This is a genomic window from Sphingobacterium bovistauri (assembly GCF_020295405.1).
Lineage (GTDB): Bacteria > Bacteroidota > Bacteroidia > Sphingobacteriales > Sphingobacteriaceae > Sphingobacterium > Sphingobacterium bovistauri.
In genome coordinates this window covers 112,469-137,019 of the sequence record NZ_JADEYP010000007.1, presented here as the reverse complement: position 1 = coordinate 137,019, position 24,551 = coordinate 112,469, and the positions used below count along the sequence as shown (strand labels likewise).

The following is a 24,551-nucleotide window of genomic DNA, read 5'->3' as shown; positions in this document are numbered from 1 at the left end:
AACAGACCTACCAATTGAGCGCTTACAGGATGATTATCCAAATATCTTCTTTAAAAAAAGCCCGAATTCCGTTGTCATTCGAGTACCCTCACGCACCAGGTTCCAATCTCTTGTGACGATCTCTCCGCTATCCAGTACCGTCCAGCGACGACGGCGGATATGTAGCGTAACTTTCTGACCTCGAATGGGAAAGTCTGAAATTTCAGTGGAAGGCATAAACCCCTTTGACTCCAACTTGCTGTTCTCATAACTTGTCGGAGCAATATTAAGCTCATCTAAATAAATATGGAGTTGATTGTCAACTTGATCGACTTCTAAAATCTGAAAATATTCCAAAAGCCCTTCGGGCATCAATAAGGATAGTAATTTACGTTCGGCTTCTTGCAAGGGATATCTGTATTAAGGATACTAAACTAAGAAATTTTTAACACTCCCCCCAAGAATTCAGATTGATCCTAAGAAACAATAATCAGTAGTACAAAAATGAAATTCACTTATATAGGACAGATTCAGATGAACTGATTACTAATGGTGGAATTATAAATAAAAAGCGTACTTCAAAAGAATTTGAAGTACGCTTTTAGAAAAAAAAATATTTTAAGCTATCGGCTCAAGATATTGTGCATAGCAATATCCTTCTTCTCCATCTTTCGTACGAACTAACCACCATTGGTCATTTGCACGACTTATCAATGTTATTATTTCATCTTTAGCAGCCTTACCTACTATTGGTTGATCAGTGCCTGGTCCTTTACGAATATTTAAATTCGAATTTTGCGTAATGACTCTTACTTGACTACCTGCTACTGCGCTAGACACATCAACATTCATCACCACATCACCCGATAAATAATTAGGATCCAGCTGATTATACACATCCCACAATTTATTTTTAACATCTGCGTTAGGTGCTGTACCTCTAATATGTAATACGCCCTCTTGTTCTGCTATTTGTAACCCTTCAATTCCAGACGTATTCGCTACATCTATTAATCCTTGATATTTAGTTGTTAAAGCCATTTCTTCTTAATTTTTATAAAACAATTATTTAATTACCAAAGCCGATAAATCAACTTTCTTAGGAGACAATGCGTCCAATGATTGTTTTAAAACTTGGATACGAGCTTGCTCAAGCGTACCTGTAACAGTAACTATACCGTCTTTTACAACTGCTTGTACAGTAGGGAAATCTTTTGTAGCATCTACTACTTTTGCTGCTAAGTCCACATCATTAGCATTGATCTCTACCTTAGGAGCTTCTACTACAATATTATTAACTACTGACTTAATGTTTTTGCTGTCCGCAGCTTTAGCTGTATTCGCTATAGCCTCACGCTCCGCTTCTGTCGCTACAGAACCAGACAACGTCAAGACACCATCCTTCACGTCTACAGTAACACCAGGTGTACTAGCCACCACAGTCTCAACTTTTGCCTTTAGGTCAGCATCTGACACTTTTGATTTACAAGATGACGTAGATATTGCTATACAAGCAGACAATACGAATACGTTAATTACATTTTTTAAATTCATAATTATTTGCATTTTTAAATTTATTGTGAATAAATATACTGTACAATAACAATCATTTGAGTTAATTTGTTTGAAATAATATTTGTTTTGCCGATTAAAAACTACAGGACAACACCATTAAAAGCTAAACATTAACCGAGAAACTAAATAGTTTTACCGAACATTCCTCTTCATTCATCTTTTTCTACTTCCACGATCTTTACTGAGTTTCTAATTTTGACCTATCAAAGCAACAAAATGAAACAACTACTAATCAATATCAACAACATGAAAAAGACACTATCAACTATCGCAACAGCTTTATTAATGATTATATCGCTAAGCTCATTTGCAAATCCTGTTATCAACCCCTTGAAGGAAAAAGATTCTAAAACAATCGTATTTACATATGTAGAAGCTATTGCATTGGGATCAGATGTATACAACAAGTATTTATTTGCGGATGATTTTGAATATAGAAATACAGCCAATAGTCATACGTTTAACAAAAAACAATATTTAAAATTTTTGAATGACACAAAAGGACTTAGTTTCAACTGTGAAACAAATTACCAAATCCTAGATGAAACGGGTAAATCTTGTGTAGCAAAAGCAATTATGACATTTGCAAATTTTACACGTGTAGATTATATCACAATGGTAAAAACTTTAGATGGCTGGAAAGTAAGCAAAGTCGTGACAACTTATCCATAAAAATCGTTCTTAATAAAATTCTATAAGGTCTACATTGCTGTAGACCTTTTTTATTATACTTTCTCCTGTTCAACGGATTATTATCACAGAAAAATATGCGGTAAAATTTTCACCGATTACATCACCAACTTTACCGAAAAACCTACTGCATTTATCTAAAACGCATTCTTAAGCATGATTTCATGCCCTACCTTTGATGTATCAAAAGAAAATTAACAACAATAAATTATAAGAATTATTAATCATAAAAATTATGAAAAAGACATTAGCAACAATCGTAACAGCATTATTAATGATCGCATCGTTCAGTTCATTTGCGGCATCAGTTAATAACCCTTTGAAGGATATGAATTCAAAGTCTATCCTAATAACCTATATCGAATCAACGACATTGGGATCAGACTTGTACAACAAGTATTTGTTGACAGATGATTTTGAATATAATAATACAGCGAACCAAAATTCGTTTAATAAAAAAGCATACTTGAAATTTTTAAAAGAGAATAAAGGTTTAAAATTTGATGCAAAAACTGATTATCAAATTTTGGATGAAAGTGGCAAAACTTGTATTGCAAAAGCAACGAGTACATTTAAAAATTTCACTAGAGTCGACCACATCACTTTGAACAAAACACAAGATGGTTGGAAAGTGAGTAAAGTCGTAACGACATACCCGTAAATACTGGTAGTTTTTGTTTAGTAATGGCCTACTCCCCGTAGGCCTTTTTTATTTAAATCATTTATAAATAACTTCTTAATCGGATAGTAAAATAGCTAAATATATTATTTACCTTTGCGCCATGAAAAAAATTGCAGATTATAGAAATCTATTAGAAGTTGACAATAAAGCTGATCTAGGCACATTAAAATCACGTTACCGTCAGATTATGAAAGAATGTCACCCAGATAGATTTGTGAATAATGAGGAAGGTCTGCGTATTGCGGAAGAAAAAAGTAAAGAAATGATTGAAGCTTACCATTATTTAGTAAGCATATGTCCTGAAACATTGGAAAATCAATTGCCTATTTACAAAAACACTATTGAGAATTCAATTATAACCGATTTCGATTGGAAAAGCCATATATTAAGCATTACATTTTCTGACGGAAGTAAATATGAATATTTCAATGTTACAAAGAATGAATATGTTAAATTGATAAATGCTGACTCACCAGGTCGTCATGCTAAACGTCATATTTATCCAAAATACGCCTATAGAAATGTATTAAAGGTTTCTTAGAAATTAGTTTTTAAACATGTAGGACCAAGAGAATTCTCTTGGTCCTACATGTTTAAAACACATTATTAGATTATAAATTACCTTTTTTCATTTCATCTATTGCATAATTTGCTGCGCGAGCCGTCAGCGCCATGAATGTCAAGGATGGATTTTGTGTACCTGTAGAAGTCATTGCTGCACCATCGGTTACAAACACATTTGTACAATGATGCAATTGATTCCACTTGTTCAATAAAGAAGTCGCAGAGTCTGTACCCATTCGTACACCTCCCATCTCATGTATATCCAAGCCAGGATTTTGATTACTTCGATTTACACCTATATTTTTCACACCAGCAGCCTCTAGCATTTCTGAACCTTGTACTAAGAAATCTTCTAGGCTTTTGTAATCATTTTCTTGATATCCAACATGCGTTATTAACTGAGGCATCCCATACGCATCCTTTTCTGTATCGCTCAGTGCTACATAATTATCAATGGAGGGAATCGTTTCGCCTTGCATCATCATTCCAACACCCCATCCTCCTAATTCAGATAAATTATCTTTAAATGTACGTCCTACCTGACTTCCCTCTGTCCATATACCACGTGAACGATATGCACTAAAAAAAGCTGCATACCCCCTTAAGAAATCTGTCTCCTGCCTATGTATGTTTCTAAAATTTGGAATAATTGGTTGTGTAGGTCGCTTGCCATAGTAATATTTATCTTCATACCCTTCCATTGAGCCCCAGATACTTCCCATGTAATTGTGAAATGTAATAAATTTACCTAGCAATCCATTATCATTACCCAAGCCCTTTGGAAATCGTTTGGACGTTGAATTAAGCAAAATCATGTTGGTCGCTAAAGTTGAAGCATTTAAAAAAATGACTCTAGCATAAAATTCTTCTGTCTCCTTTGTAGCCCGATCTATCACTCGTACACCGATAGCTTTGTTATTCTGCTCATCATATAGGATTGACTCCACTATTTTATCCGCTTTGAGAGTGAGATTCCCCGTTTTTTCAGCCCATGGTAAAGTTGATGATAATGATGAATAATAACCTCCAAAAGGACAACCTCTTTGACATAAAAGTCTATTTTGACATTGTGTACGCCCTTGTGCAATATGAATCGGCTTTGGCTCAGAAATATGCGCACACCTGCCCTGAATTATTTTTCGATGCGGGTATTTCTTCTCTACTTTGGTCTTAATCACACGTTCGACAAAATTCATATCATATCCAGGAAGAAACTCACCATCAGGCATATATAAATTACCTTCTTTATGTCCCGATACTCCAATAAATTTCTCGACATAGGAATACCAATATTCAATATCCTTATATCGAATAGGCCAATCCACAGCAAAACCATCTCGCGCTGGTCCTTCAAAATCGAAGTCAGACCAACGCTGTACCTGCCTTGCCCAAAGCAAGGATTTCCCTCCGACAGCATCAGCTCTAATCCAATCAAATGGTTTCTTTTGTATATAAGATTGTTCGGAATCTTTAAGAAAAAAATGCACAGTATCCTCTTTAAACGCATAACATTTTGATGCGATTGGATTATTACTTTTAATTTCTAATGAAAGATTATTTACATTTTTTAACTCCCAAGGATCTAAATTAGTCGTAGGATAATCTTTAATATGTTTTATACTCCTTCCGCGCTCTAAAACAAGAGTTTTCAACCCATTTTCGCAAAATTCCTTCGCTGCCCATCCCCCAGATAGTCCTGATCCGACTACAATTACATCAAACGTATTAGGTTTATTCATTCGTGTGATTCAAATAATAGGTATTAGTATAGTTCGAATATATCAAATATTGCGACACCACAGGAATAAAAACAACAATAGAAATCAAACTTTTTCAAGTTTTATCTACTACAATTTCATCCTTTGTTAGTGGTGCTGCGGGTATTTCGGATACATTACGTTCAATTTCTTTCACTTCAACATGTACGGCATATTCTGATGGTTCAATTGCAATCCCCATATAGCTAGCATATTCCCGTGTGAACACTGCCCCGAAGTATAAAATAGCTGCTGTATAATATACCCATAGCAATATTAATACGATAGATCCAGCAGCTCCATAGGTTGTTTCTGTTTCTGAATTTTGCAGGTATAACCCAATAAGCAATCGGCCTATCACAAACAAAACTGCTGTAAATATTGCCCCAGCTCGTACTGTTCCCCATTTTATATTTACATCGGGAAGAATCTTAAATATGACAGAAAACAATAAAAAAATAATACCAAATGTCAGTAGAAAATTAATTCCATCAAACAAGAACACTGTCATATCAGGAAAATAGCGTTGTAAATTATCAGTAAATGCTAGAATTAATCCATTAATCACCAATGTGACAACTAGCAAGAATCCTAACCCAATAATTAATGAAGATGACAACAATCGATCTTGAATTAACTTTAACCAGCTTTTTTTTGGTTTTGCACGAACATGCCAAATTCGGTTTATAGAATTTTGGATATCGCCAAACACAGTCGTAGCACCTATTAAAAGTGTCACTCCGCTAATAATTAGAGCTGAATTGCTTTTACCCGAAAGTTCTAGATTTTTTATAATAGACTGTATTTGGCTTGCTGCCGTTGCCCCTACTAATCCATTCAGCTCACCAAATAGGCGCCCTTTGACCGCGTCTTCACCATAAAACAAACTCGCTAGGGTGATCATCAATACTAAAATTGGACCTATTGAAAACACCGTATAATAAGCAAGGGAGGCGCTGTATTTTAAGCTGTCTTCGTTCAGGAATCCTAAAATTGTATTTTTTAGGATTGTATACGATTTTTTAAAAAATCCTTTGCCAGATTGAGTAGTAGTTGTTTGCATAATTCGTAATTTATTACAATTATTTTTAACATTCAAGCGCAAATTTTGTTTCAATTTATTGATAAACAACTGAAACAAAGAAACTTCACTGTTATTGGCATAGTCTTTGTAAAAGAATAGATATACGCTTGTTTTTTGAGATTACAATAATCGTTTTATTACAACATACTTCCAGCCCTCAACACTCCATAGTGTTGAGGGCTTTCCACTTAATAATTCTTAACGTTCAACGAGCTCTTTTACCTCTTCTCCATAATAATCTATATGGGACGTTTTTACTTTAAGCAATTGTGACCATTTTCGAAATGCCCCAATGAATACAACCAACATCAATAGCATAGCTAAAATAGCCAATCCCCCAAGTAAATACTGTTCATTAGGTAGGTAAATATTTACGACCTGTGAATAGCCAGCCCAAAATGTTATTATCGCCATAAAAACACCTGGAATAGCGGTACACAATGCATATTTACCTCGATTCATACGGATCAACATCGTCGTACACACTATAAGTCCACAAGCCGCCAACAATTGGTTACTAATACCGAATAATGGCCAAATACTACTCACATTACCAGTAAATACTAAGTATCCCCATGCAAACGTAAATAACGCACTACTTATTAAAACTCCAGGCAACCAATTCTTATTTTTAAATGCAGGAATAACACCGCCTAACATTTCTTGTAAGAAAAATCTTCCAACACGTGTACCCGCATCAATCGCAGTAAGAATAAATACCGCCTCAAACATGATAGCAAAATTATACCAATATGCTACTACATCATTCATAAAAGGTATTTTATCAAAAATATGAGCCATACCTACAGCTAATGAAACAGCTCCTCCAGTTCTTCCATACAAATCTATCCCTATTCTCTCTATGAAAGAATCTAAATCAACAGTTGTCAAATGAGGATTTGCGGCAAGAAAACTTTCATAAGCGGCAGTAGGTGTATTTATTGCGAAATAATCACCAGGCATAAGAGTACATGCTGCAATCAATGCCATCAATGCTACAAAACCTTCTACCAACATTGCTCCATAACCTACAAAAAGAATATCTCTTTCTTTCGAAAGCATTTTTGGTGTAGTACCGGTAGCGATTACTGCGTGAAAACCAGAAATGGCACCACATGCAATGACAATAAAAATAAAAGGTAATACAGGCCCACCAATTACAGGTCCACCACCATAAATAAAATCAGTCAAAGCAGGCATTTGAATTGTTGGTTGCACAAAAATTATCCCGACAGCAAGCATCAATATCGTTCCTATTTTTAGGTAGGTAGACAAATAATCACGAGGAACAAGTAATAACCACATCGGTAAAACCGAAGCCAAAAATCCATAAACGGATATCGCTATCGAAATTGTCTTTATATCCCAATGAAACAGGTTAGAAATACTTTCGTACTCCATAAGACTATGTCCACCAATAATCCCTATTAACAACAAAACACCACCTAAAATACTAGCAAATGTTACCGAGTCTTTTCTATAACGCATTATTAGCCCCATTAAAATAGCGATAGGCATTGTAATTATTACAGTAAATAAAGACCAAGACGCTTCATGCATAGCACTAATACACGCAAGTGATAATCCCGCTAGGGTTAATACAAGAATAAACAGTACAGCGACTCCGGCTATCAACCCTGTAGTTTTACCTATTTCCTTGGAAGCAATAGAAGCGAGACTCTGCCCCTTATGTCTCACTGAAGCAAATAGCACGATCATATCGTGAACACCTCCAGCTAGTACACAGCCTATTAAAATCCATAAAGTGCCGGGTAAATATCCAAATTGTGCTGCCAAAACTGGACCTACTAAGGGACCAGCAGCTGCTATTGCAGCAAAGTGATGTCCAAATAACACATTTCTATTTGTTGAAATGTAATCATGTCCATCTGCAAATTCTACGGCTGGAGTAGAATATTTATTATTAAGCTTAAGAACCTTATTGGCCATAAAAATACCGTAAATACGATAAGAAATTGCAAATAAGAGTAAAGCGACGAAAATTAAAGTAATTGCATTTATGCCATTAAGAACTTCCATAGGTTAGTATTATAAAGATTAGTTATCGATGACAAATATACTAATTCAAACATATTACGAAATTAGTTTTTAAAAAAATTTAAAAACAAACGGGATAAACTAGATTTTTAATTAATATTTCAAAAATCATAATAGATTTTCATGATATATAATTTTTGTATCTTAGCAAACTTTAGACGTACTCTACATGTTGTACGATTATTGCATTTAATGTCTTGACAATAAATGCTTTTTTTATGATTGATTAATATGGAACAAGAACAACAAGATTTAAGATTATTTGATTTAGCGCGAAGACAGTTAAATCTATATCCTAACCTTTCAATTTTTGCGCACAAGATAAATGAAGATTGGAAAGAGATAAAAACTTCAGAGTTTTTAAAAGAAGTCGATGCTTTCTCCAAAGGCTTAATAGAGCTTGGTGTTAAACCAAATGAAAAAGTTGGCTTGATTGCAGACAGCAGTGTAGAATGGCATATTATTGATTTTGCAATTCAACAGATAGGTGCTGTATGTGTAGCGATGTATCCAAATATTACAGATTCTGATTATCAATATATATTTAATGATGCAGAAATTAAAGTATGCATCGTGAGTAATAAGAATCTATATAATCGCATCATCCAATTACAAGGATCACTTTATACATTAAAATTTGTTTTTGTAATGGACGAAGTGCCTAATTCAAGAAATTGGAAAGAACTTGCTGAGTTAGGAAATAATATACCTGATGAGACGCTAAATTTTCGTAGAGATGCTGTAAAACCAGCTGACCTTGCTACTTTAATCTACACTTCTGGCACTACTGGAAAACCTAAAGGTGTTATGCTAACGCATAACAATATAGTCTTCAATGTAATGTCTGCAAGGGATATCACACCTTTACAGGCATATACTAGAGCTTTAACATTCTTGCCTCCTTGCCATGCTTATGAAAGAATGGTTATTTATACCTATATGTATATTGGCATTACGACTTATATAGCCGAATCTTTAGACAAAATTGGTAATAATATTAAGGAAGCCAAACCACATATCATGACTGCTGTACCTCGTATACTGGAGAAAGTGTATGAGAAAATCATGAAAACTGGGCATGAGTTGACAGGAACAAAAAGAAAAGTTTTTGATTGGGCAGTGAGTGTAGGTGAAGCATATGATCCGAATCCAAAAAATAGATCTTTTGCATACGACATTAAACTTAAGCTTGCTAAGAAATTAGTGCTAGACAAATGGTACGATGCTTTAGGTGGGCATTTAGTAACTGTAGCTTCAGGATCAGCTTCTTTACAAAATAAATTAGCCCGTGTATTTTTGGCGGCTGGCATTCCTTTGTATGAAGGATACGGAATGACTGAAGCTTCGCCCTTAATCTCTGTGAACCATTATGAAAAAGGGGTCCGTGTAGGTACTGTAGGTTTACCTGTTAAATACGTCGAGGTAAAACTTGCCGAGGACGGAGAGATTTTGGTAAAAGGTCCAAACGTCATGCAAGGCTATTACAAAAACCCTGAAGAAACAGCCAAAACAATTATAGATGGATGGTTGCACACCGGTGATATTGCTGTAATGGAAGAAGGGAAATTCATCAAAATAATTGACCGTAAAAAAGAGATGTTTAAAATCTCTGGTGGAAAATATGTTATACCACAACCAATTGAGAAAAAATTGGTAGAGTCATATTTTATTGAACAAGCCATGGTCATTGGTGATGGACAAAAATTTGCTTCTGCTTACATCGTTCCAAACTATAGTAATTTGATGAACTGGAGTAAATCAAGTGCACCTGAATTAATGGGTATGTCAAAAGAAGAATTTTTGAATCACCCAACTATCGTTAAAAAAATAAATGCAGAAGTTCGTTTGGCAAATCAACATTTTGGTAATTGGGAACAAATCAAGAAACCAATTATTCTTCATGATGAATTTACTATTGATGGTGGCGAACTGACTCCAACATTAAAAATGAAACGTAAAGTAATTCTAGAGAAATACAAACAACAATTCAACGATTTGTACAAATCAGAAGAAGACTAACAATAAAAGGCTCGAAAAAAATTCGAGCCTTTTGAAAATCTAATTTTTAGGCCAACCTGGATTTTGAATAATTTTATTATTTAAAGCTATCTCATCAGATGGTATAGGATATAAATAATAATATTCTGGCCAATTAGCTGGAGGTGTAGGTTCGTAAGAAACATATCCCTCATTCCCCCCTCCTTGAACAGGCACCTTTGCACCAGCTGGTATGTGATCTTTACCTTTTATAATGTATCTACCCAATTTAACTTTGGTTGCATATTCCATTTTTTTCCAACGTCTCAAATCATCAAACCTAAATCCTTCTGCCATAAGTTCGATATTTCGCTCACGACGAATTTCCCATAATACAGGCGATACTCCTGTATCACGAGTAGGATCATTAGGAATACTATTTACATTAAGCGCAGCAACTTTACCCCTAGCTCTAGTTTTATTAATCGTCTGATCAGCAATAGCCTGATTGAATTGACCTAATTCATACGTTGCTTCAGCATGGTTTACCAATATCTCGCCTAATCTAAATATAGGAGCATCTGACCATTTTGCTATTCCTGATGCGCCAACATTATTCGCGTATTTATATAAGCGGTAACCCGAAAATGTATTTTGAAGATTTGTTGCCTGTGCATCTAGATTAATATCGAAAAAGTTAGGTTCAATACCGATAATTACAGCATTACCAGGCAATCCTCCTGTAGTAACGGGTAATGTCTTATGACTATCATCAGAAATACCACGCATGAATCCAAAATAAGAAGTGTCTCTTGGATCATTCGTATACGTATAATTAGTAGACATTTGCCCCCCAGAAAGTATTACTCGATATGGAGGAGGAACCGTATAATATAGTCTTTCATCTCTATTCCTAAATTCATCATACGCGTTTTTATCACCTTTGAATAATGGACTCGTATATCTTGTTTGTCCATCTTTAAGCAAATATTGATCTACAGCTGCTTTAGTTAAATCTAAATAGCCAAATCTATTCATCTGATTACTCGTAAAATCATGCCCTACGTTTAATGTACCATTACCACCATATGCTTTAAACATAATAATACCGGCTCTACCATCTAAATTATCTGAATTGAAATCCAAATCATAATTATCTCCTAATGTTGGATATTTAGTGATTAGCTTTTGAGATGCTTCAACACTTGCTTGTAAAAAAACATTTGCACTCGTAGCTAATGGACTTGGAGATTCCTCTTTGTGGTATTTACGCCAAGTGCCTTCTCTTAATCCAAATCTTGATATAAACGCTAATGCCGCATCTGGAGATATCGCATTACTCCCTTTTACATAAGCGCCAGATTCTTTCGCTCTGAGATTGTTAACCGCATAATTTAGATCTTCCAAAATTTTCGCCGCAATTTCGTCTCGGGGAGTACGAGGTATAAACAATTCAGGATCTGTATCCGTTAACAATTTTTCTACATAAGGCACATCACCATATAGATTAATAAGATTCGCATAATTATATGCACGGAAAAAATAGCAAACTGCTCTCCAATGTGTTTTTGCTTCATCTGATAATGGAGAACTGTCAATATTATCCAACATTACATTTATAGCGCGCAATCTAGCATAACTATCTGTATAAAATCCATCACCAGTAGGTACCAATTTACGCTGAGCGATCCAGTTCGTTTGTGAATTATTACTAGATACTGCCAATACATCACTATTCGCGTCATTTCCGATGCTATAAGGTGAAGTACCAGCATCGTTCCCTTGTCCATTACCGTAATTTCCATATGCTGAAAAAGCATTATAAAATTGCCATGCGTAAGACTGAAATCCAAATTCATTGACAAAAGTGGTTGATAAACTCAATTTATCTAAAGGTACTTGATCTAATTTTTTACAGCCAAGAAAACTGCTAACAAGCAATGTAATGGCTATTATATATTTAATATTTGTTTTCATTATTTTATATTTTAATCACCAAAATATCTAGTTGAATGTGTAAAAAAGATGTGAGACACTTTACTATCTAACAAATTATAAACACTAGAAATTAACATTAACCCCGAAATTAAATTTCTTAATATATGGATAGGTACCTCCTGCCCAATCATTTTTAAGATCAGTTCCTGGATCCATTCCGTCTGGTAAATGATCAAACGTAAATAAGTTCTCCCCAGAAATAAACACACGAACTTTTTTCAAGAATGTTCTATCTGTCATTGTATTAGGAATCGTATACCCAAAAGCTAAATTCTTAATTCTTAGATATGCTCCATTTAACAAATAACGAGATTGTGTTTCTCGACTAGCCCATTGTGTCTCACCTGCATTGCGGTAGATACGAAAAATACGAGCATCGGTATTATCCTTAGTCCAAAAATCAGATGCTGAAGGCAAAATGTCAAAATATCTATCCTTCCATGGTAAAGTAAATGCATTATCAGCCCAAAACTGTCTTTTTCCAACCCCGTTTAACATAAATGAAAAGTCAAAGTTTTTATAGGAAACATTACCATTTAAACCAAAACGGTAGCGATGACTCGTATTTCCAATGACTTTTAAATCTCCTGCATTATCCACTGTGTAATTTCCCCAATCAATAATACCATCGCCATTTTGATCCACATAAGCCATATCGCCTGGATTTGGGTTTCCCTTACCTCTGAATTGTACCCAACCAGCTGCTTTAGCCGCATCCGTAAGTTGTCCCCCCATTAAATCCGCATTCAAACCACTAAAATGATCTATACTGTATAAACCCTTACTTTCGTAACCCCAGATTTCACCTAGATTTTGTCCTGTGTAATAAGAACCAATACTTTTTTGTGGATTATCATATTTTGTGATAACACCTCTGTCATCCGACAAATTAGCTGATATAGCATATTTAAATTCGCCTGCACGATCAGTCCATCCTAATGATATTTCAAAACCTTTAGTTTCTAAATCCGCAGCATTAGTCTGTGGTGCTGGAGTTCCGAGTATTGCAGGAAGTGGTCTTGCAGGAGCTACCATACCTGTTGTAGAACGTGTAAAATAATCAAAACTAAAATTCAACCTATTGCGCAAAGCAAGCACATCCAACCCGTATCCCAAAGTAGTAACGTCTTCCCAAGTAATCGTACTGCTGACCAATCCTGGTGAACTTATTTGTACAAAAGGTGTATTATTCGTGCTATTAAGCCATGAGGCATTTCCACTGTTCATTTGAGCTATGGCAGGATAATAATTATCCTTTGTAACTTGATTTCCAATAGAACCATAAGATAATCTCGGTTTGATTGTGCTAAACACATCAGCCAATGGACTCATAAAAGATTCATTCATCATATTCCAAGCAATAGATGCTGTAGGAAAAAATCCAAATCTAGATTCAGAAGGAAATCGCGAAGATCCGTCATAACGAGCTCCTAATTGTAGGATATACTTACCTTTGTAGTCATAATGAAACTGACCAAAATATCCAGAAATCGCATTACGATAAAACCCATCTGTAGCATTTACAACGCCGCTACTACTACCAAGAGATGGTGCCGACATCGATAAAACTCCTGGTCTAGATGCGCCATTAAACTCATAATTAATATATTCTTGGTTAGTACCTAGCATGATATCCATATTATGATTCTCTAATTGCGTAAAGACATACTTCGCATACAAGTTCAAAATTTGGTGACTTCGAACACCAATATTTTTATAATAGCTTGTGTAGGACTGTGCATTAGGATCCATTGGCTGATTTATAAAATATTCAGCATGTATGGTCTCTATTAGCGGATTATTATTTGCTCTACTTTCATTATCAGTAGTCTTCTCAAATGCATACTCACCATTAATCGTTAAGTTATTCACAGGCTTAAATACAAGCTTCGTTCCTAAGCGTAATTGATCTCCATATAGCATTTTAGGATTTTGCAATTCTGCTAGATTATTTTGTGTATTATAAGGTAGGTTTCTGATTCCATTCTGTGTCTGTACATCGTCGTATCCCGTCGGTGTAAAACCGGGCTGGGTCACCATGGAATAAAAAGGACCATAATAACCACTCCCAGGTTCCGTGCGATTAAAATTATTATACTTTATATTTGCTTGAAAATTTAAAGTAGAAGTTAATTGTGATGTAAAAGAATTGTCTGAAGACCATCTTTTATAACTATCATTAGGCCCTACCACTGTACCATCTTCATCTACATAACGCAATGATGATCTGAAAAACAATTTATCAGACCCTCCTGATGCAGTGAAATTATGATATTGTTCTGCACCTCCTTCAAAAAAAGAGGCAAATTGATCGTGATTTTTCAAAGAATATAAATTACCACCCTCTCTAACAATACCATTTGCAGGGAAAGCTGATGGATCAGCATCATATGCATCCAAAAGTCTCTCATATACATCCATAGATTGGTTATTTGCCCACCAATCTTGCTGACCAAAACTTTGCATTAAATTTACCCAATCCCTTACAGAATGTTTTTTTGGTAATTTACTGATAGAAGTAGGTGAGTACCCATATGCATACTCAAATGAGGTCGGTTGGTTTAAACTTCCTTTTTTGGTTGTAATCAATACCACACCAAATGCAGCTCTTGCGCCATATAATACGGAAGCCGAAGCGTCTTTCAAAACAGTAACACTCTCAAAATCTGCAGGATTCAATAACGAAATATCCTCCATAGGTATATTATCCACGACATATAGAGGGTTACCACCATTTATAGAAGCCCAACCACGTATATTAAAATTTGGCTTAGTTCCTGGTTCGCCAGAACCAATCGAAATATTCAGACCAGGAAGAGCACCTTCAAGTGCTGCACCAGCACTGCTAACAGGGCGATCACGCATGATTTCATCCATTTTAACAGATACAACTGCATCAGATACTTTTGATTTCGATTGCGTACCATAACCTACAACAATTATTTCATCTATACCAGTAGCTTCATTAGGTGTTAATTTGATGTTCAAATTTTGTGACGAATTCACATCAATTTGATAATCAGCATATCCTAAATAAGAAATAACTACTGCTCCACCTCCACTCGATAATCTAATAGAAAAAGAACCATTAATATCAGTCGTGCTTGCTACAGTCGTGCCTTTTACACGTACAGTAGCCCCACTTAAAGGCTCTCCATTTTCATTCTTTACTGTTCCTGTAACTACAATTTCCTGCTTTGGTGAGATAATAATTAATTTATTCCCTGACTCCGAATACTCAAGATTTGATCCTCGGAGTATTGTACTAAGTACAGATGCTACAGACTTTTCTCGTACATTAATATTGACACTTTTTTTATTATTTAAAAACTCTGGACTGTAGACAAAACGTACGCCACTTTGGTTTTCAATTTCTTTCAAAACATTTGTCAATGCTGCATTTTTTAACTGCAGAGAAACCTTTTGTGAATAAACATTTGCGGTGACATGCATGGATACACACGTCAGAAAAATCATTAATTTCATGCAAATAATGAATTTCAAAGCATAGTTATGCTTTGGTGGTAAATAATTAATCATAAATTTGTTTTTTGGTTATCGTAATATGAGCGATTGTGTCGCAAACTATCTCGCTCAATATTTTAAATCAATTTTTGGACGACGTTATTACGTCGTCCTTTTTTTAAAAGGAAAGGTTCGGTTGGTTACTCCTCTAATTTCTTTTCAAAATCTTTATCATAATCTCATTATTAATTGGTTATAATAATTTTTTTATCGTCAATTTTATAATTGAAAGACTTAGCTGTCTGCAATGCTTGCAAAACCTCCTCTATACTTTCGTCAACAAATGTCCCGCTATATTTATAAGACGCAATAGCATGATCTTGAAAATCAATTTTAACATCATACCATCTTTCTAACGTATGTGCCAAGTCTGAAAATTGCTCATTATGAATTTCTAAACGATTTTCTGTCCATGCATTTTCGATAGTAATTTTATCATCAAGGACAACATTTTTACTTAACGTTATTTCTTCCAATTCAGCAGGATTATTTAATACAGCATCAGTTGTAAGCTGCTCCTTTTTCTTCAGGTACAACTTTTCACCTGGTTTGATCGTTATAATATCATTTTTACGATTGACCAACTCTAGCGCAATTTGCCCTTCTAGAAGTGACGCACATGAAATATTATCATTTTTATAAGACTTTACATTAAAAGTCGTTCCTAAAACTTTAACATTAAAATTCTCAGTAAAAACAGTAAAAGGAAAATTATTATGTGTCACTTCAAAATATGCTTCACCATCCAAGACAACTTCTCTATTTTTACCATTAAAATTATTTCCAACGGTCAATACACTTCCTGCATTCAAAATAACCTTTGTGCCATCCTCAAGTACTACTGACCTTTTTTCTCCATATTTCGTAGCAAATATTTGTTTTGGATTATTATGTAAAATATTTGCTAGTGTATTTGCTGACTCCTTTGTTTGAAAATAATTATAGATAAATACCGAAAAAACTGTTACTAAAGCAATTGCAGCAATATTTTTTAGCCAAAAATAACTTCGCGTAGATTGAATATTTTCTTCATTCATTCTACTATCCATAGTTTCTACAGCTATATTGATAGGCCTCTTGTTACCATTGAGAATGAAATACATTTTCCTTGCCTCCTCAATTTCACTTTTGTACTGTGGATTTTGAAGTATGAATTTTTCCCAATACGCTACACTTCTGCTATCACTACCATTGCAGTATTGCTGAAATGAATTCTGTATTAAAAAATCTTCAACTGAATTCAGCTTATTCATTATTTCTCCCCCTTTAATTAGATAGAGTCCTAATGATTCAACTTTTCCTAAGAAAAAAATAAAAAAATTAATAAAAAGGTAAAATCAAAGTTTTTAAGATTAACTTTTGAGCTTTATTCTTAACACTTTTAAAGCATCATATATCGTATTATATGCAGTTTTAATGGTTTGGTCCGTTAATTCTGCAATCTTTTCGTAAGAATATCCTTCAAAGAATTTATAGTAAATAAGTTGTTTTTGCCTATAGGTTAGTTGACCAATTGCTTCTTTAAGTCTTAATTTCAAGAGTTCATCCGTCTGAATCCTTATGATAAAAGTTTCGTACCCCTCTTCTATCCAATCACTTTCGGAATAAGAGTTCAACAACGCTAATTCAGTTCTTTTTTGCTTATTGATAATCCTGAATATTCTTCTTTTTATTGATGTTAATAAGTAAGCTTGTACATTTTCTACCCTAGACAACTTGGCTCTTTTTTCCCAAATATCAAAAAATATATCATCTACTGCCTGAGAAGCAATATCTTGATCAGCACATGTTTTTATACCAGCATTCACCAAATAGTAATACAATTCTTTATATAAATCCAAGAACGCATCAATATCATCTTGCATGATCCGCTCCCATAGCAATTTATATTTTAGAAGTTCTCTAGACATTGGTTACCTTACAAATACGATTAAGACATATTTTTCATAAAAGTAAATATAATATTCAATGTTACTAAATTATTTCGTCAGCTCATTATGAATCATATTATAATTGTAGCGCTGAATAAAAGCTTTAAGCGTATTTTGTAAAGAGTCTTTCAAAATAGTATCTGATAATAAATCCTTCTTTAAAAATTTATCATCTTTCAAATCAAAGATTGACGTTGGTTTTAGACCATCATGAGTCATATAATAATCACCCTGAAATAAATTATATATTCCACCAATATTATTAATCACAAAATTATTAGACGTACTATCCATTGCATCAAAGCCGAATGAAAAGTAAGATTTGGGATAATTCAGATAATTCAAAACAGTGGGCAAAATATCAATCTGCTGAGCTAACTTATTTGAAAAACCTCTAAGATCACTACCCGGTTGATAAAAAATAATTGGAATAGCAAAAGAGTTAGGCGCGGTCTTGTACTCAGGCAAATGACTTACTGTCGCATGATCAGCACAGATTACAAATAATGTATTATCATACCAAGGCATTTTTGAAGCTTTGGCAAAAAATTGTTTTAATGCATAATCGGTATATCCAACGGGTTCATGAATCTCTAATGGACCTTTTGGAAATTTCCCTTTATACTTTTGAGGAACTTTGAATGGATGATGAGATGATAAAGAAAAGAATCCTGCAAAAAAAGGCTGTGGCATTTCGTTAATCTTATCAGCCATAAATTGCATAAATGGCTCATCCCAAATGCCCCAAATACCATCAAAATCAGCATCGTTGTTATATTCATTCTTTCCATAATAATGCTTAATTCCTGCCAATTGGGTGTATGCTGAAAATCCCATACTTCCATTGGGTGCGCCATGAAAAAATGCTGTCTCATAATCCTCATCCCCTAACAATTTAGCTATGCTTGTCGTTTTATTTCCCGAATAGATAGAAAGCACAAAAGGCTCACCAATTGAAGGAATTCCTGTTATGACTGAAGGCAATGCGTCAATAGACTTTCTACCATTCGCATATGCTCTAGTAAAAGTATAGGACTGACCTATTAACGAATCTAAAAATGGTGTATATCCTTTATAATTTCCATTATTAATATCTTTATTTAATGCACCTATATGTTCCTTTCCAAAGCTTTCTAAAATAAGGAATACCACATTTAATTTTTTGAAATCTGCAGCGTCCTTCGGCTGATGTATCACAGGATACCTTTGGTCCAACTCTTCCTCAGAAAAATAATGAACTTCTTTCAGCGAAACGGCTTTCAAAGTTTTCAAGATGCTAAATGGCGTATTCAACACGATATTCATTTCCTCGGGATTTTTTACATAGTCTCCTGCATTACTCAGTGTAATTGGTCTTGTACTATGTGCCCAACCTCCACGAACTCCTCCAATAAATAGAAAAATACTTAATACAAACGCACTCAATTGACCTCCATAAAATAACCAACTAAATGACTTGGGTCTCTCAAGCTTAAATAAGGCATAGAATCTGTTGAGAAGAAATATTATTCCAATGAAAAGAACTAGTAAATACCAATATCCAATTAAAAAATTAATGATTAGCTGGCCCATATTCTCCTCATTTGAAAATTGACTAAATACAGTACCGCTTGTTCTTTTTAATGTAAATGGATAGTAAGCGTAATCCACTAAATTTAAGGAAATACCTATAGCATTAGTAACCACAAAAATCCATTTACACACCCTTTGATACCTATTACTATATTTATATGGTAATGGTAAAGCCATAAGTAAAATGAATAATATATTGATATAAAGAATTGCAACAGTATCAAACTTTATCCCTCCCAATAACATTACCCACAAATCACTACTTTCGACTTGAGGAAACATATCCCTATTGAAATAATAGAAACCTATACGTAGTAATGTATAAATAACCATTAGTATAACAAATTGTACTAATAGAAAGAAAAATGTATTTAAAAAGCCTTTAAGCTCCCACTTTTTTGACATATTCTAATAAGATAAAAAACGCTGATAAACTGTTTGGTAATACGCTTTTGATAAACTCAGTAAATGATTAGCTGTATCCGCAGGCATATCACGAGGGTACATATAACCAGTCCTTTGACCTTGTAAATCGTAAGAAATAGAAAAATCATTTGTCACTACCCCAAAAGTATTATTAGAATTGATAAATGCAATGCTTTTCCTTTTTGGATCGAACAAATCAGTCGAAAATTCAAACGGAGATTTATTCTTTGATACGATATTCCAAAGTGTCGTGACCAAATCAGATTGACTAACTACTCCATTTACCACCTGACCTTTATACTCCTCTTTCAAGCCCCCACCAAATAAAAACATTGGAATATGATACCTCTCTGGCATTGTCAAGTCGTACTTTTCTGAGGGATATAGGTGTCCATGGTCTGATACTACAACAAAAACCGTATTATCATACCACGGTTTACTTTTAGCTTTTTGCACTAAGTCATATACGACGGAATCAGTATAATACACTGTACTTCTATACCCATTTGCCTTTGATTCATTTCCAAACTTGTGATTACCTTCTAAATCAAATGGCTCATGGTTAACAACTGTATAAAAAATGGAAAAAAATGGATTCTTTTCTTTATTTAGGTCGTCAAACATTCTATTAGCAACTATATCGTCGTAAACCCCCCATGACACTCGTTTAGTATTAATATCGAAATTATTGTCATCAATCACTCTATGTACACCATGAGCTAACATGTACGATTTAAAATTGTAGAATTCTGATTGTCCCCCATGATAGAATGATGTTGAATAACCCAATGAATCATATAACTGAGTAATAGCGGGTAATTTTTCGTGCTTAGAAATATGCTTAATTATGCTCTCTGGACCCTGTGAAGGAAAACCACTCAGTGTACCAATCATTCCCTTATCTGATCGATCCCCTACAGCGTATGCTCGTCTAAAATTAACCCCCTCTTGCATCAACTTATTCATGCCAGGTGTCACATTAGACTCGCCACCTAACTCTTCTATGACTTGGGCCGTAATTCCTTCTAGCAAAATCAACACGATATTCGGTCTATCTGTATTCGTTATTTTAGGTAATGAATCTTTTGGCGATTCTAATTTAATTGAGATTACTAATTGCTCAGCATCCTGCTCACGCATAAACTGATATGGATTGCTTTCTTGACTTTTTGTTAAATCTTTCAACAATGCCCAATAAGTATTTACTGCAGCATGATTTAACAATGTATTGTCAGAATAATATGCAACGCTAGGATTGAGATTAGCTCGTCCATAGCCACCTCTGATTAAACTAAACACGACTACTACCCCCACAAAAAAAACAACAATGGATTCCACCAATGATAATTTTCTATATTTTGCAAATCGTACAACTATACCGTGATAAAAAAAATGAGCACAGAAAAAATACACAACTAACATCAATATCACCGCACCTACAAGCTTAACATCTATCGATGCCATAAGGCCCTCAGGTGTGCTAGCTGCCATCTGAATAGCTCGCTTGCTGATTTTTTCATTCCATGAATGATATAAAGGGATGTTTATTGCAGTAAACGCAGCAAAAAGAAAAGTAGGTACCATCACATAACCTCTCAGCCACCACTTGGATACCGGCTTCTTAACAAAGAAAATTTGAACTATGAAAAACAAAAATGGCAAGGCTAATAAATATCCTGCTAACGAAAAATCTAACTTATACCCTGCTAAAGTTGTAGCAATAAAACTGTCAATATCTGAGCCTCCTAGTTTATCATGTATCGAAAACAAAAACAAACAGCGATCCAAACAACTTAATAATAGCCAATAAGAAAATAGGCTAATAAAGAATGGAATTATAGCCCAAAGACTAGTATCTTTCTTCATATTTATTTTATGATATAGGCGCAAAAATACAGAATATTAAATTTAAATTAATTGATCTATTTTCTCCGGTCTTAATTAGTTGATTTTACTTGATTAATTATTACATTCAAATCTCTAAATAGTATTTATTTACGTATTTTTGTACTTCGATTTTTTGAACGAATTATTACGATGAGCATAGCAAAGACATACAATCCGAAAGAAGCTGAAGATAAATGGTATTCATATTGGATGGAGAATGGATTTTTCCGTTCGACTCCTGACGAACGTGAACCTTACACAATAGTAATGCCTCCACCAAATGTCACTGGTGTATTGCATATGGGGCATATGTTGAATAATACGATTCAAGATGTATTGATCCGTCGTGCACGTATGCAAGGTAAAAATGCATGTTGGGTACCAGGTACTGACCACGCTTCAATTGCTACTGAAGCTAAGGTTGTAAATATGCTTAAGGAGCAAGGGATTGACAAGAAATCATTGACTCGTGAGGACTTCTTGAAATATGCTTGGGAATGGAAAGAAAAATACGGCGGTATTATACTGAAGCAACTAGAAAAATTAGGCGCTTCATGTGATTGGGAACGTACAAAATTCACGATGGATCCTGACTTATCAGAAGCTGTAATTGATACATTCATCAGATTCTACAAAGAAGGGTACATCTACCGTGGTGTGCGTATGGTAAACTGGGATCCGCTAGGAAAAACAGCTTTATCTGACGAAGAAGTAATTCGTAAAGAAGTAAATCAAAAATTATATTATATCCGCTATAAAATTAAAGATAGCGATGAATATATCATTATTGCAACTACGCGTCCTGAGACAATCATGGCGGATGCTGCAGTATGTATAAACCCGAATGATGAGCGTTTTACACATTTAAAAGGTAAAACAGTGATCGTTCCTTTAGTAAACCGTGAAATTCCTATTATTCAAGATGAGTACGTAGATATGGAATTCGGTACAGGTTGTTTGAAAGTTACACCTGCACACGATTTAAATGACTACGAATTAGGTCAAAAGCACAATTTAGAAATCATCGACTTATTAAATGATGATGGTACATTAAATGAAAATGCTCAAATCTTAGTTGGGGAAGACCGTTTCATTGCACGCAAAAAGATTGCAAAACTATTAGAAGAAGTTGATCAGATCGAAAAAATAGAGGACTACAAATCACAAGTTGGCTTCTCTGAACGTACTGATGCTGCCATAGAACCTAAATTGTCAATGCAATGGTGGTGTAAGATGGAAGAATTATCTAAACCAGCCTTACAATATGTTGAAGACGGAACTATCAAATTAATTCCTGAAAAATTCTTTGCTTCATACAAGCACTGGATGGAAAACGTGAAAGACTGGTGTATCTCACGTCAATTGTGGTGGGGACAGCGTATACCAGCATGGTACAATGAAAAGAATGAGTGGGTTGTTGCTAAAACAGAAGAAGATGCTCGTAAAGAGTTCGAAGCCCTAGGTAAAACAGTCTCAACAATTCGTCAAGAAGATGACGTATTAGACACTTGGTTCTCTTCAGGCTTATGGCCGATGTCCGTATTTGATGGGGTTCGTAATCCGGAGAATGAAGATTTCAAATACTACTACCCTACCAATGATTTAGTTACAGCACCAGAGATTTTATTTTTCTGGATAGCTCGTATGATCATCATGGGCCATGACTACACACAATTACCTCCATTCAAAAACGTATACTTAACAGGTATAGTCCGTGATAAATTAGGACGCAAAATGTCCAAATCATTAGGAAACTCACCTGATCCTATCGAATTGATGGAGCAATATGGTACAGACGGCGTACGTGTAGGGATGTTATTATCATCTCCTGCCGGAAACGACTTGATGTTTGATGTTTCTTACTGTGAACAAGGTCGTAATTTTGCTAACAAAATCTGGAACGCTTTCCGTTTGGTAAAAGGTTGGGAAACGACAGATGCCCCAGCTACAGAAGCTCAAAAAACAGCAGCTGTATGGTTCGAAAACCGTTTCAACCAGGCCGTGGCAGAAATCGACGAACACTTCGCTAACTACCGATTGTCTGATGCGTTGATGGCAACTTACAAATTGATTTGGGATGATTTCTGTGCTTGGTATCTAGAGTTAATAAAACCTGCTTACCAAATGCCTATTGAAGCTGAGGCTTTAGAAACTGTTAAAGCCTTATTCCAAAAAGTATTGGCACTAGCACATCCATTTATGCCATTCTTGACTGAAGAACTTTACCATGATGAAATCTTCGGTGAGCGTACAGCAAAAGACTGTATCATCGTCACTGAATATCCAAAAGTTATTCCTTTTGATGAGCAAATCACCAAAGAATTTGCAACTGTTCAACAAATTATTTCAGAGGTTCGTAATGTACGTAATTCGAAAGGTATGTCTCCTAAAACAGCATTACCTTTGGCAATTAACGCTAGTGACATTGATTTCAAAAAACACCAAGAGAGTATTATAAAATTAGCAAACATCTCAGAATTAACATTTGTACAAGAGAAAGTAACGGGTGCTTTAAGTTTCTTAGCAGGTAAAAGCGAATGTTATGTTCAGCTAGCTGCCGAAAACATTGATGTAGAAGCAGAGAAAGAACGTATTACTAAAGAAATTGAATACTTAAAAGGTTTCTTAATATCGGTAGATAAGAAATTGTCAAACGAACGTTTCGTTCAAAATGCAAAGCCTGAGATCATCGATAACGAAAGAAACAAAAAAGCTGATGCAGAAACTAAGATTACTATCTTGCAAGAAAGTCTTTCTAACTTAGGATTATAGTCTTATTAATGCAACAAATATTGTACATTAAAACTATTGAAAACTAGAAATTAGTGTAGAAATTTAAAAAATAG

At 34.6% G+C, this 24,551-nt stretch carries 17 protein-coding genes; 5 read left to right on the top strand and 12 right to left on the bottom strand.

All coding sequences use genetic code 11. The features are described from left to right. Positions 1–33 precede the first annotated feature (33 nt). The 3 genes from IPZ78_RS05815 to IPZ78_RS05805 all read right to left on the bottom strand — a co-directional run bounded on the left by IPZ78_RS05815 (position 34) and on the right by IPZ78_RS05805 (position 1,533). Positions 34–387, bottom strand: coding sequence for an ISAon1 family transposase N-terminal region protein (locus tag IPZ78_RS05815; RefSeq protein ID WP_225552055.1), 354 nt, complete (start codon positions 385–387; stop codon positions 34–36). A 210-nt stretch (positions 388–597) separates the two neighbouring features. Beyond that, positions 598–1,020, bottom strand: coding sequence for an SH3 domain-containing protein (locus IPZ78_RS05810; protein WP_225552054.1), 423 nt, complete (start codon positions 1,018–1,020; stop codon positions 598–600). A gap of 24 nt (positions 1,021–1,044) precedes the next feature. Beyond that, entirely contained in the window at positions 1,045–1,533 is a 489-nt protein-coding gene (locus IPZ78_RS05805; protein WP_225552053.1) for a BON domain-containing protein, read from the bottom strand. 267 nt (positions 1,534–1,800) lie between these two features. Between IPZ78_RS05805 and IPZ78_RS05800 the strand changes: the two genes are divergently transcribed. The 3 genes from IPZ78_RS05800 to IPZ78_RS05790 all read left to right on the top strand — a co-directional run bounded on the left by IPZ78_RS05800 (position 1,801) and on the right by IPZ78_RS05790 (position 3,467). Further along, entirely contained in the window at positions 1,801–2,226 is a 426-nt protein-coding gene (locus IPZ78_RS05800; RefSeq protein WP_225552052.1) for a nuclear transport factor 2 family protein, read from the top strand. Between the two features lie 253 nt (positions 2,227–2,479). Next, positions 2,480–2,905 carry a nuclear transport factor 2 family protein gene (locus tag IPZ78_RS05795; protein ID WP_225552051.1) on the top strand — a complete coding sequence of 142 codons (426 nt, stop codon included), beginning with the start codon at positions 2,480–2,482 and terminating at the stop codon, positions 2,903–2,905. Between the two features lie 121 nt (positions 2,906–3,026). Beyond that, on the top strand, positions 3,027–3,467 hold the full coding sequence (locus IPZ78_RS05790; protein ID WP_225552050.1) for a KTSC domain-containing protein: 441 nt from the start codon (positions 3,027–3,029) through the stop codon (positions 3,465–3,467). Positions 3,468–3,537: 70 nt separating this feature from the next. Here the strand turns inward: IPZ78_RS05790 and IPZ78_RS05785 are convergent, their stop codons facing one another. From IPZ78_RS05785 to IPZ78_RS05775, 3 genes are all read right to left on the bottom strand, one after another. Next, complete coding sequence (locus IPZ78_RS05785) at positions 3,538–5,229, bottom strand: GMC oxidoreductase (RefSeq protein WP_225552049.1); 1,692 nt, start codon at positions 5,227–5,229, stop codon at positions 3,538–3,540. A 94-nt stretch (positions 5,230–5,323) separates the two neighbouring features. Continuing rightward, positions 5,324–6,310 (bottom strand): YihY/virulence factor BrkB family protein, encoded by a 987-nt coding sequence (locus IPZ78_RS05780; protein ID WP_225552048.1) that lies wholly within the window; start codon positions 6,308–6,310, stop codon positions 5,324–5,326. 219 nt (positions 6,311–6,529) lie between these two features. After that, a complete protein-coding gene (locus IPZ78_RS05775) occupies positions 6,530–8,371 on the bottom strand; it encodes a carbon starvation CstA family protein (RefSeq protein ID WP_225552047.1) in 1,842 nt (613 codons plus the stop codon). A gap of 249 nt (positions 8,372–8,620) precedes the next feature. On the opposite strand from IPZ78_RS05775, the gene IPZ78_RS05770 reads away from it, so the two are divergent. Continuing rightward, the gene (locus IPZ78_RS05770; RefSeq protein ID WP_225552046.1) at positions 8,621–10,408 is read left to right on the top strand and encodes an AMP-dependent synthetase/ligase; all 1,788 of its coding nucleotides are present in this window, start codon (positions 8,621–8,623) and stop codon (positions 10,406–10,408) included. A gap of 39 nt (positions 10,409–10,447) precedes the next feature. Here the strand turns inward: IPZ78_RS05770 and IPZ78_RS05765 are convergent, their stop codons facing one another. The 6 genes from IPZ78_RS05765 to IPZ78_RS05740 form a co-directional block, all read right to left on the bottom strand. Next, positions 10,448–12,343 carry a RagB/SusD family nutrient uptake outer membrane protein gene (locus IPZ78_RS05765; protein ID WP_225552045.1) on the bottom strand — a complete coding sequence of 632 codons (1,896 nt, stop codon included), beginning with the start codon at positions 12,341–12,343 and terminating at the stop codon, positions 10,448–10,450. 84 nt (positions 12,344–12,427) lie between these two features. Then, on the bottom strand, positions 12,428–15,904 hold the full coding sequence (locus IPZ78_RS05760; RefSeq protein WP_225552044.1) for a SusC/RagA family TonB-linked outer membrane protein: 3,477 nt from the start codon (positions 15,902–15,904) through the stop codon (positions 12,428–12,430). A 170-nt stretch (positions 15,905–16,074) separates the two neighbouring features. Beyond that, positions 16,075–17,142 carry a FecR family protein gene (locus IPZ78_RS05755; RefSeq protein ID WP_225552043.1) on the bottom strand — a complete coding sequence of 356 codons (1,068 nt, stop codon included), beginning with the start codon at positions 17,140–17,142 and terminating at the stop codon, positions 16,075–16,077. Positions 17,143–17,241: 99 nt separating this feature from the next. Next, positions 17,242–17,799, bottom strand: coding sequence for an RNA polymerase sigma factor (locus tag IPZ78_RS05750; protein ID WP_225552042.1), 558 nt, complete (start codon positions 17,797–17,799; stop codon positions 17,242–17,244). 69 nt (positions 17,800–17,868) lie between these two features. Then, on the bottom strand, positions 17,869–19,797 hold the full coding sequence (locus IPZ78_RS05745; protein WP_225552041.1) for an LTA synthase family protein: 1,929 nt from the start codon (positions 19,795–19,797) through the stop codon (positions 17,869–17,871). A gap of 3 nt (positions 19,798–19,800) precedes the next feature. Further along, positions 19,801–21,684: an LTA synthase family protein gene (locus IPZ78_RS05740; protein ID WP_225552040.1), complete on the bottom strand. Its 1,884-nt coding sequence runs from the start codon at positions 21,682–21,684 to the stop codon at positions 19,801–19,803. A gap of 171 nt (positions 21,685–21,855) precedes the next feature. Here IPZ78_RS05740 and IPZ78_RS05735 point away from each other — a divergent pair, with 171 nt between their 5' ends. Continuing rightward, positions 21,856–24,477 (top strand): valine--tRNA ligase, encoded by a 2,622-nt coding sequence (locus IPZ78_RS05735; protein ID WP_225552039.1) that lies wholly within the window; start codon positions 21,856–21,858, stop codon positions 24,475–24,477. Positions 24,478–24,551 lie beyond the last annotated feature (74 nt).

Coding starts and splice junctions, on each gene's coding strand:
- IPZ78_RS05765 (WP_225552045.1), bottom strand. CDS start 12,343: ATGAAAACAAATATTAAATATATAATAGCCATTACATTGCTTGTTAGC.
- IPZ78_RS05795 (WP_225552051.1), top strand. CDS start 2,480: ATGAAAAAGACATTAGCAACAATCGTAACAGCATTATTAATGATCGCA.
- IPZ78_RS05755 (WP_225552043.1), bottom strand. CDS start 17,142: ATGAATAAGCTGAATTCAGTTGAAGATTTTTTAATACAGAATTCATTT.
- IPZ78_RS05745 (WP_225552041.1), bottom strand. CDS start 19,797: ATGTCAAAAAAGTGGGAGCTTAAAGGCTTTTTAAATACATTTTTCTTT.
- IPZ78_RS05780 (WP_225552048.1), bottom strand. CDS start 6,310: ATGCAAACAACTACTACTCAATCTGGCAAAGGATTTTTTAAAAAATCG.
- IPZ78_RS05775 (WP_225552047.1), bottom strand. CDS start 8,371: ATGGAAGTTCTTAATGGCATAAATGCAATTACTTTAATTTTCGTCGCT.
- IPZ78_RS05770 (WP_225552046.1), top strand. CDS start 8,621: ATGGAACAAGAACAACAAGATTTAAGATTATTTGATTTAGCGCGAAGA.
- IPZ78_RS05805 (WP_225552053.1), bottom strand. CDS start 1,533: ATGAATTTAAAAAATGTAATTAACGTATTCGTATTGTCTGCTTGTATA.
- IPZ78_RS05735 (WP_225552039.1), top strand. CDS start 21,856: ATGAGCATAGCAAAGACATACAATCCGAAAGAAGCTGAAGATAAATGG.
- IPZ78_RS05790 (WP_225552050.1), top strand. CDS start 3,027: ATGAAAAAAATTGCAGATTATAGAAATCTATTAGAAGTTGACAATAAA.
- IPZ78_RS05785 (WP_225552049.1), bottom strand. CDS start 5,229: ATGAATAAACCTAATACGTTTGATGTAATTGTAGTCGGATCAGGACTA.
- IPZ78_RS05810 (WP_225552054.1), bottom strand. CDS start 1,020: ATGGCTTTAACAACTAAATATCAAGGATTAATAGATGTAGCGAATACG.
- IPZ78_RS05800 (WP_225552052.1), top strand. CDS start 1,801: ATGAAAAAGACACTATCAACTATCGCAACAGCTTTATTAATGATTATA.
- IPZ78_RS05760 (WP_225552044.1), bottom strand. CDS start 15,904: ATGATTAATTATTTACCACCAAAGCATAACTATGCTTTGAAATTCATT.
- IPZ78_RS05750 (WP_225552042.1), bottom strand. CDS start 17,799: ATGTCTAGAGAACTTCTAAAATATAAATTGCTATGGGAGCGGATCATG.
- IPZ78_RS05740 (WP_225552040.1), bottom strand. CDS start 21,684: ATGAAGAAAGATACTAGTCTTTGGGCTATAATTCCATTCTTTATTAGC.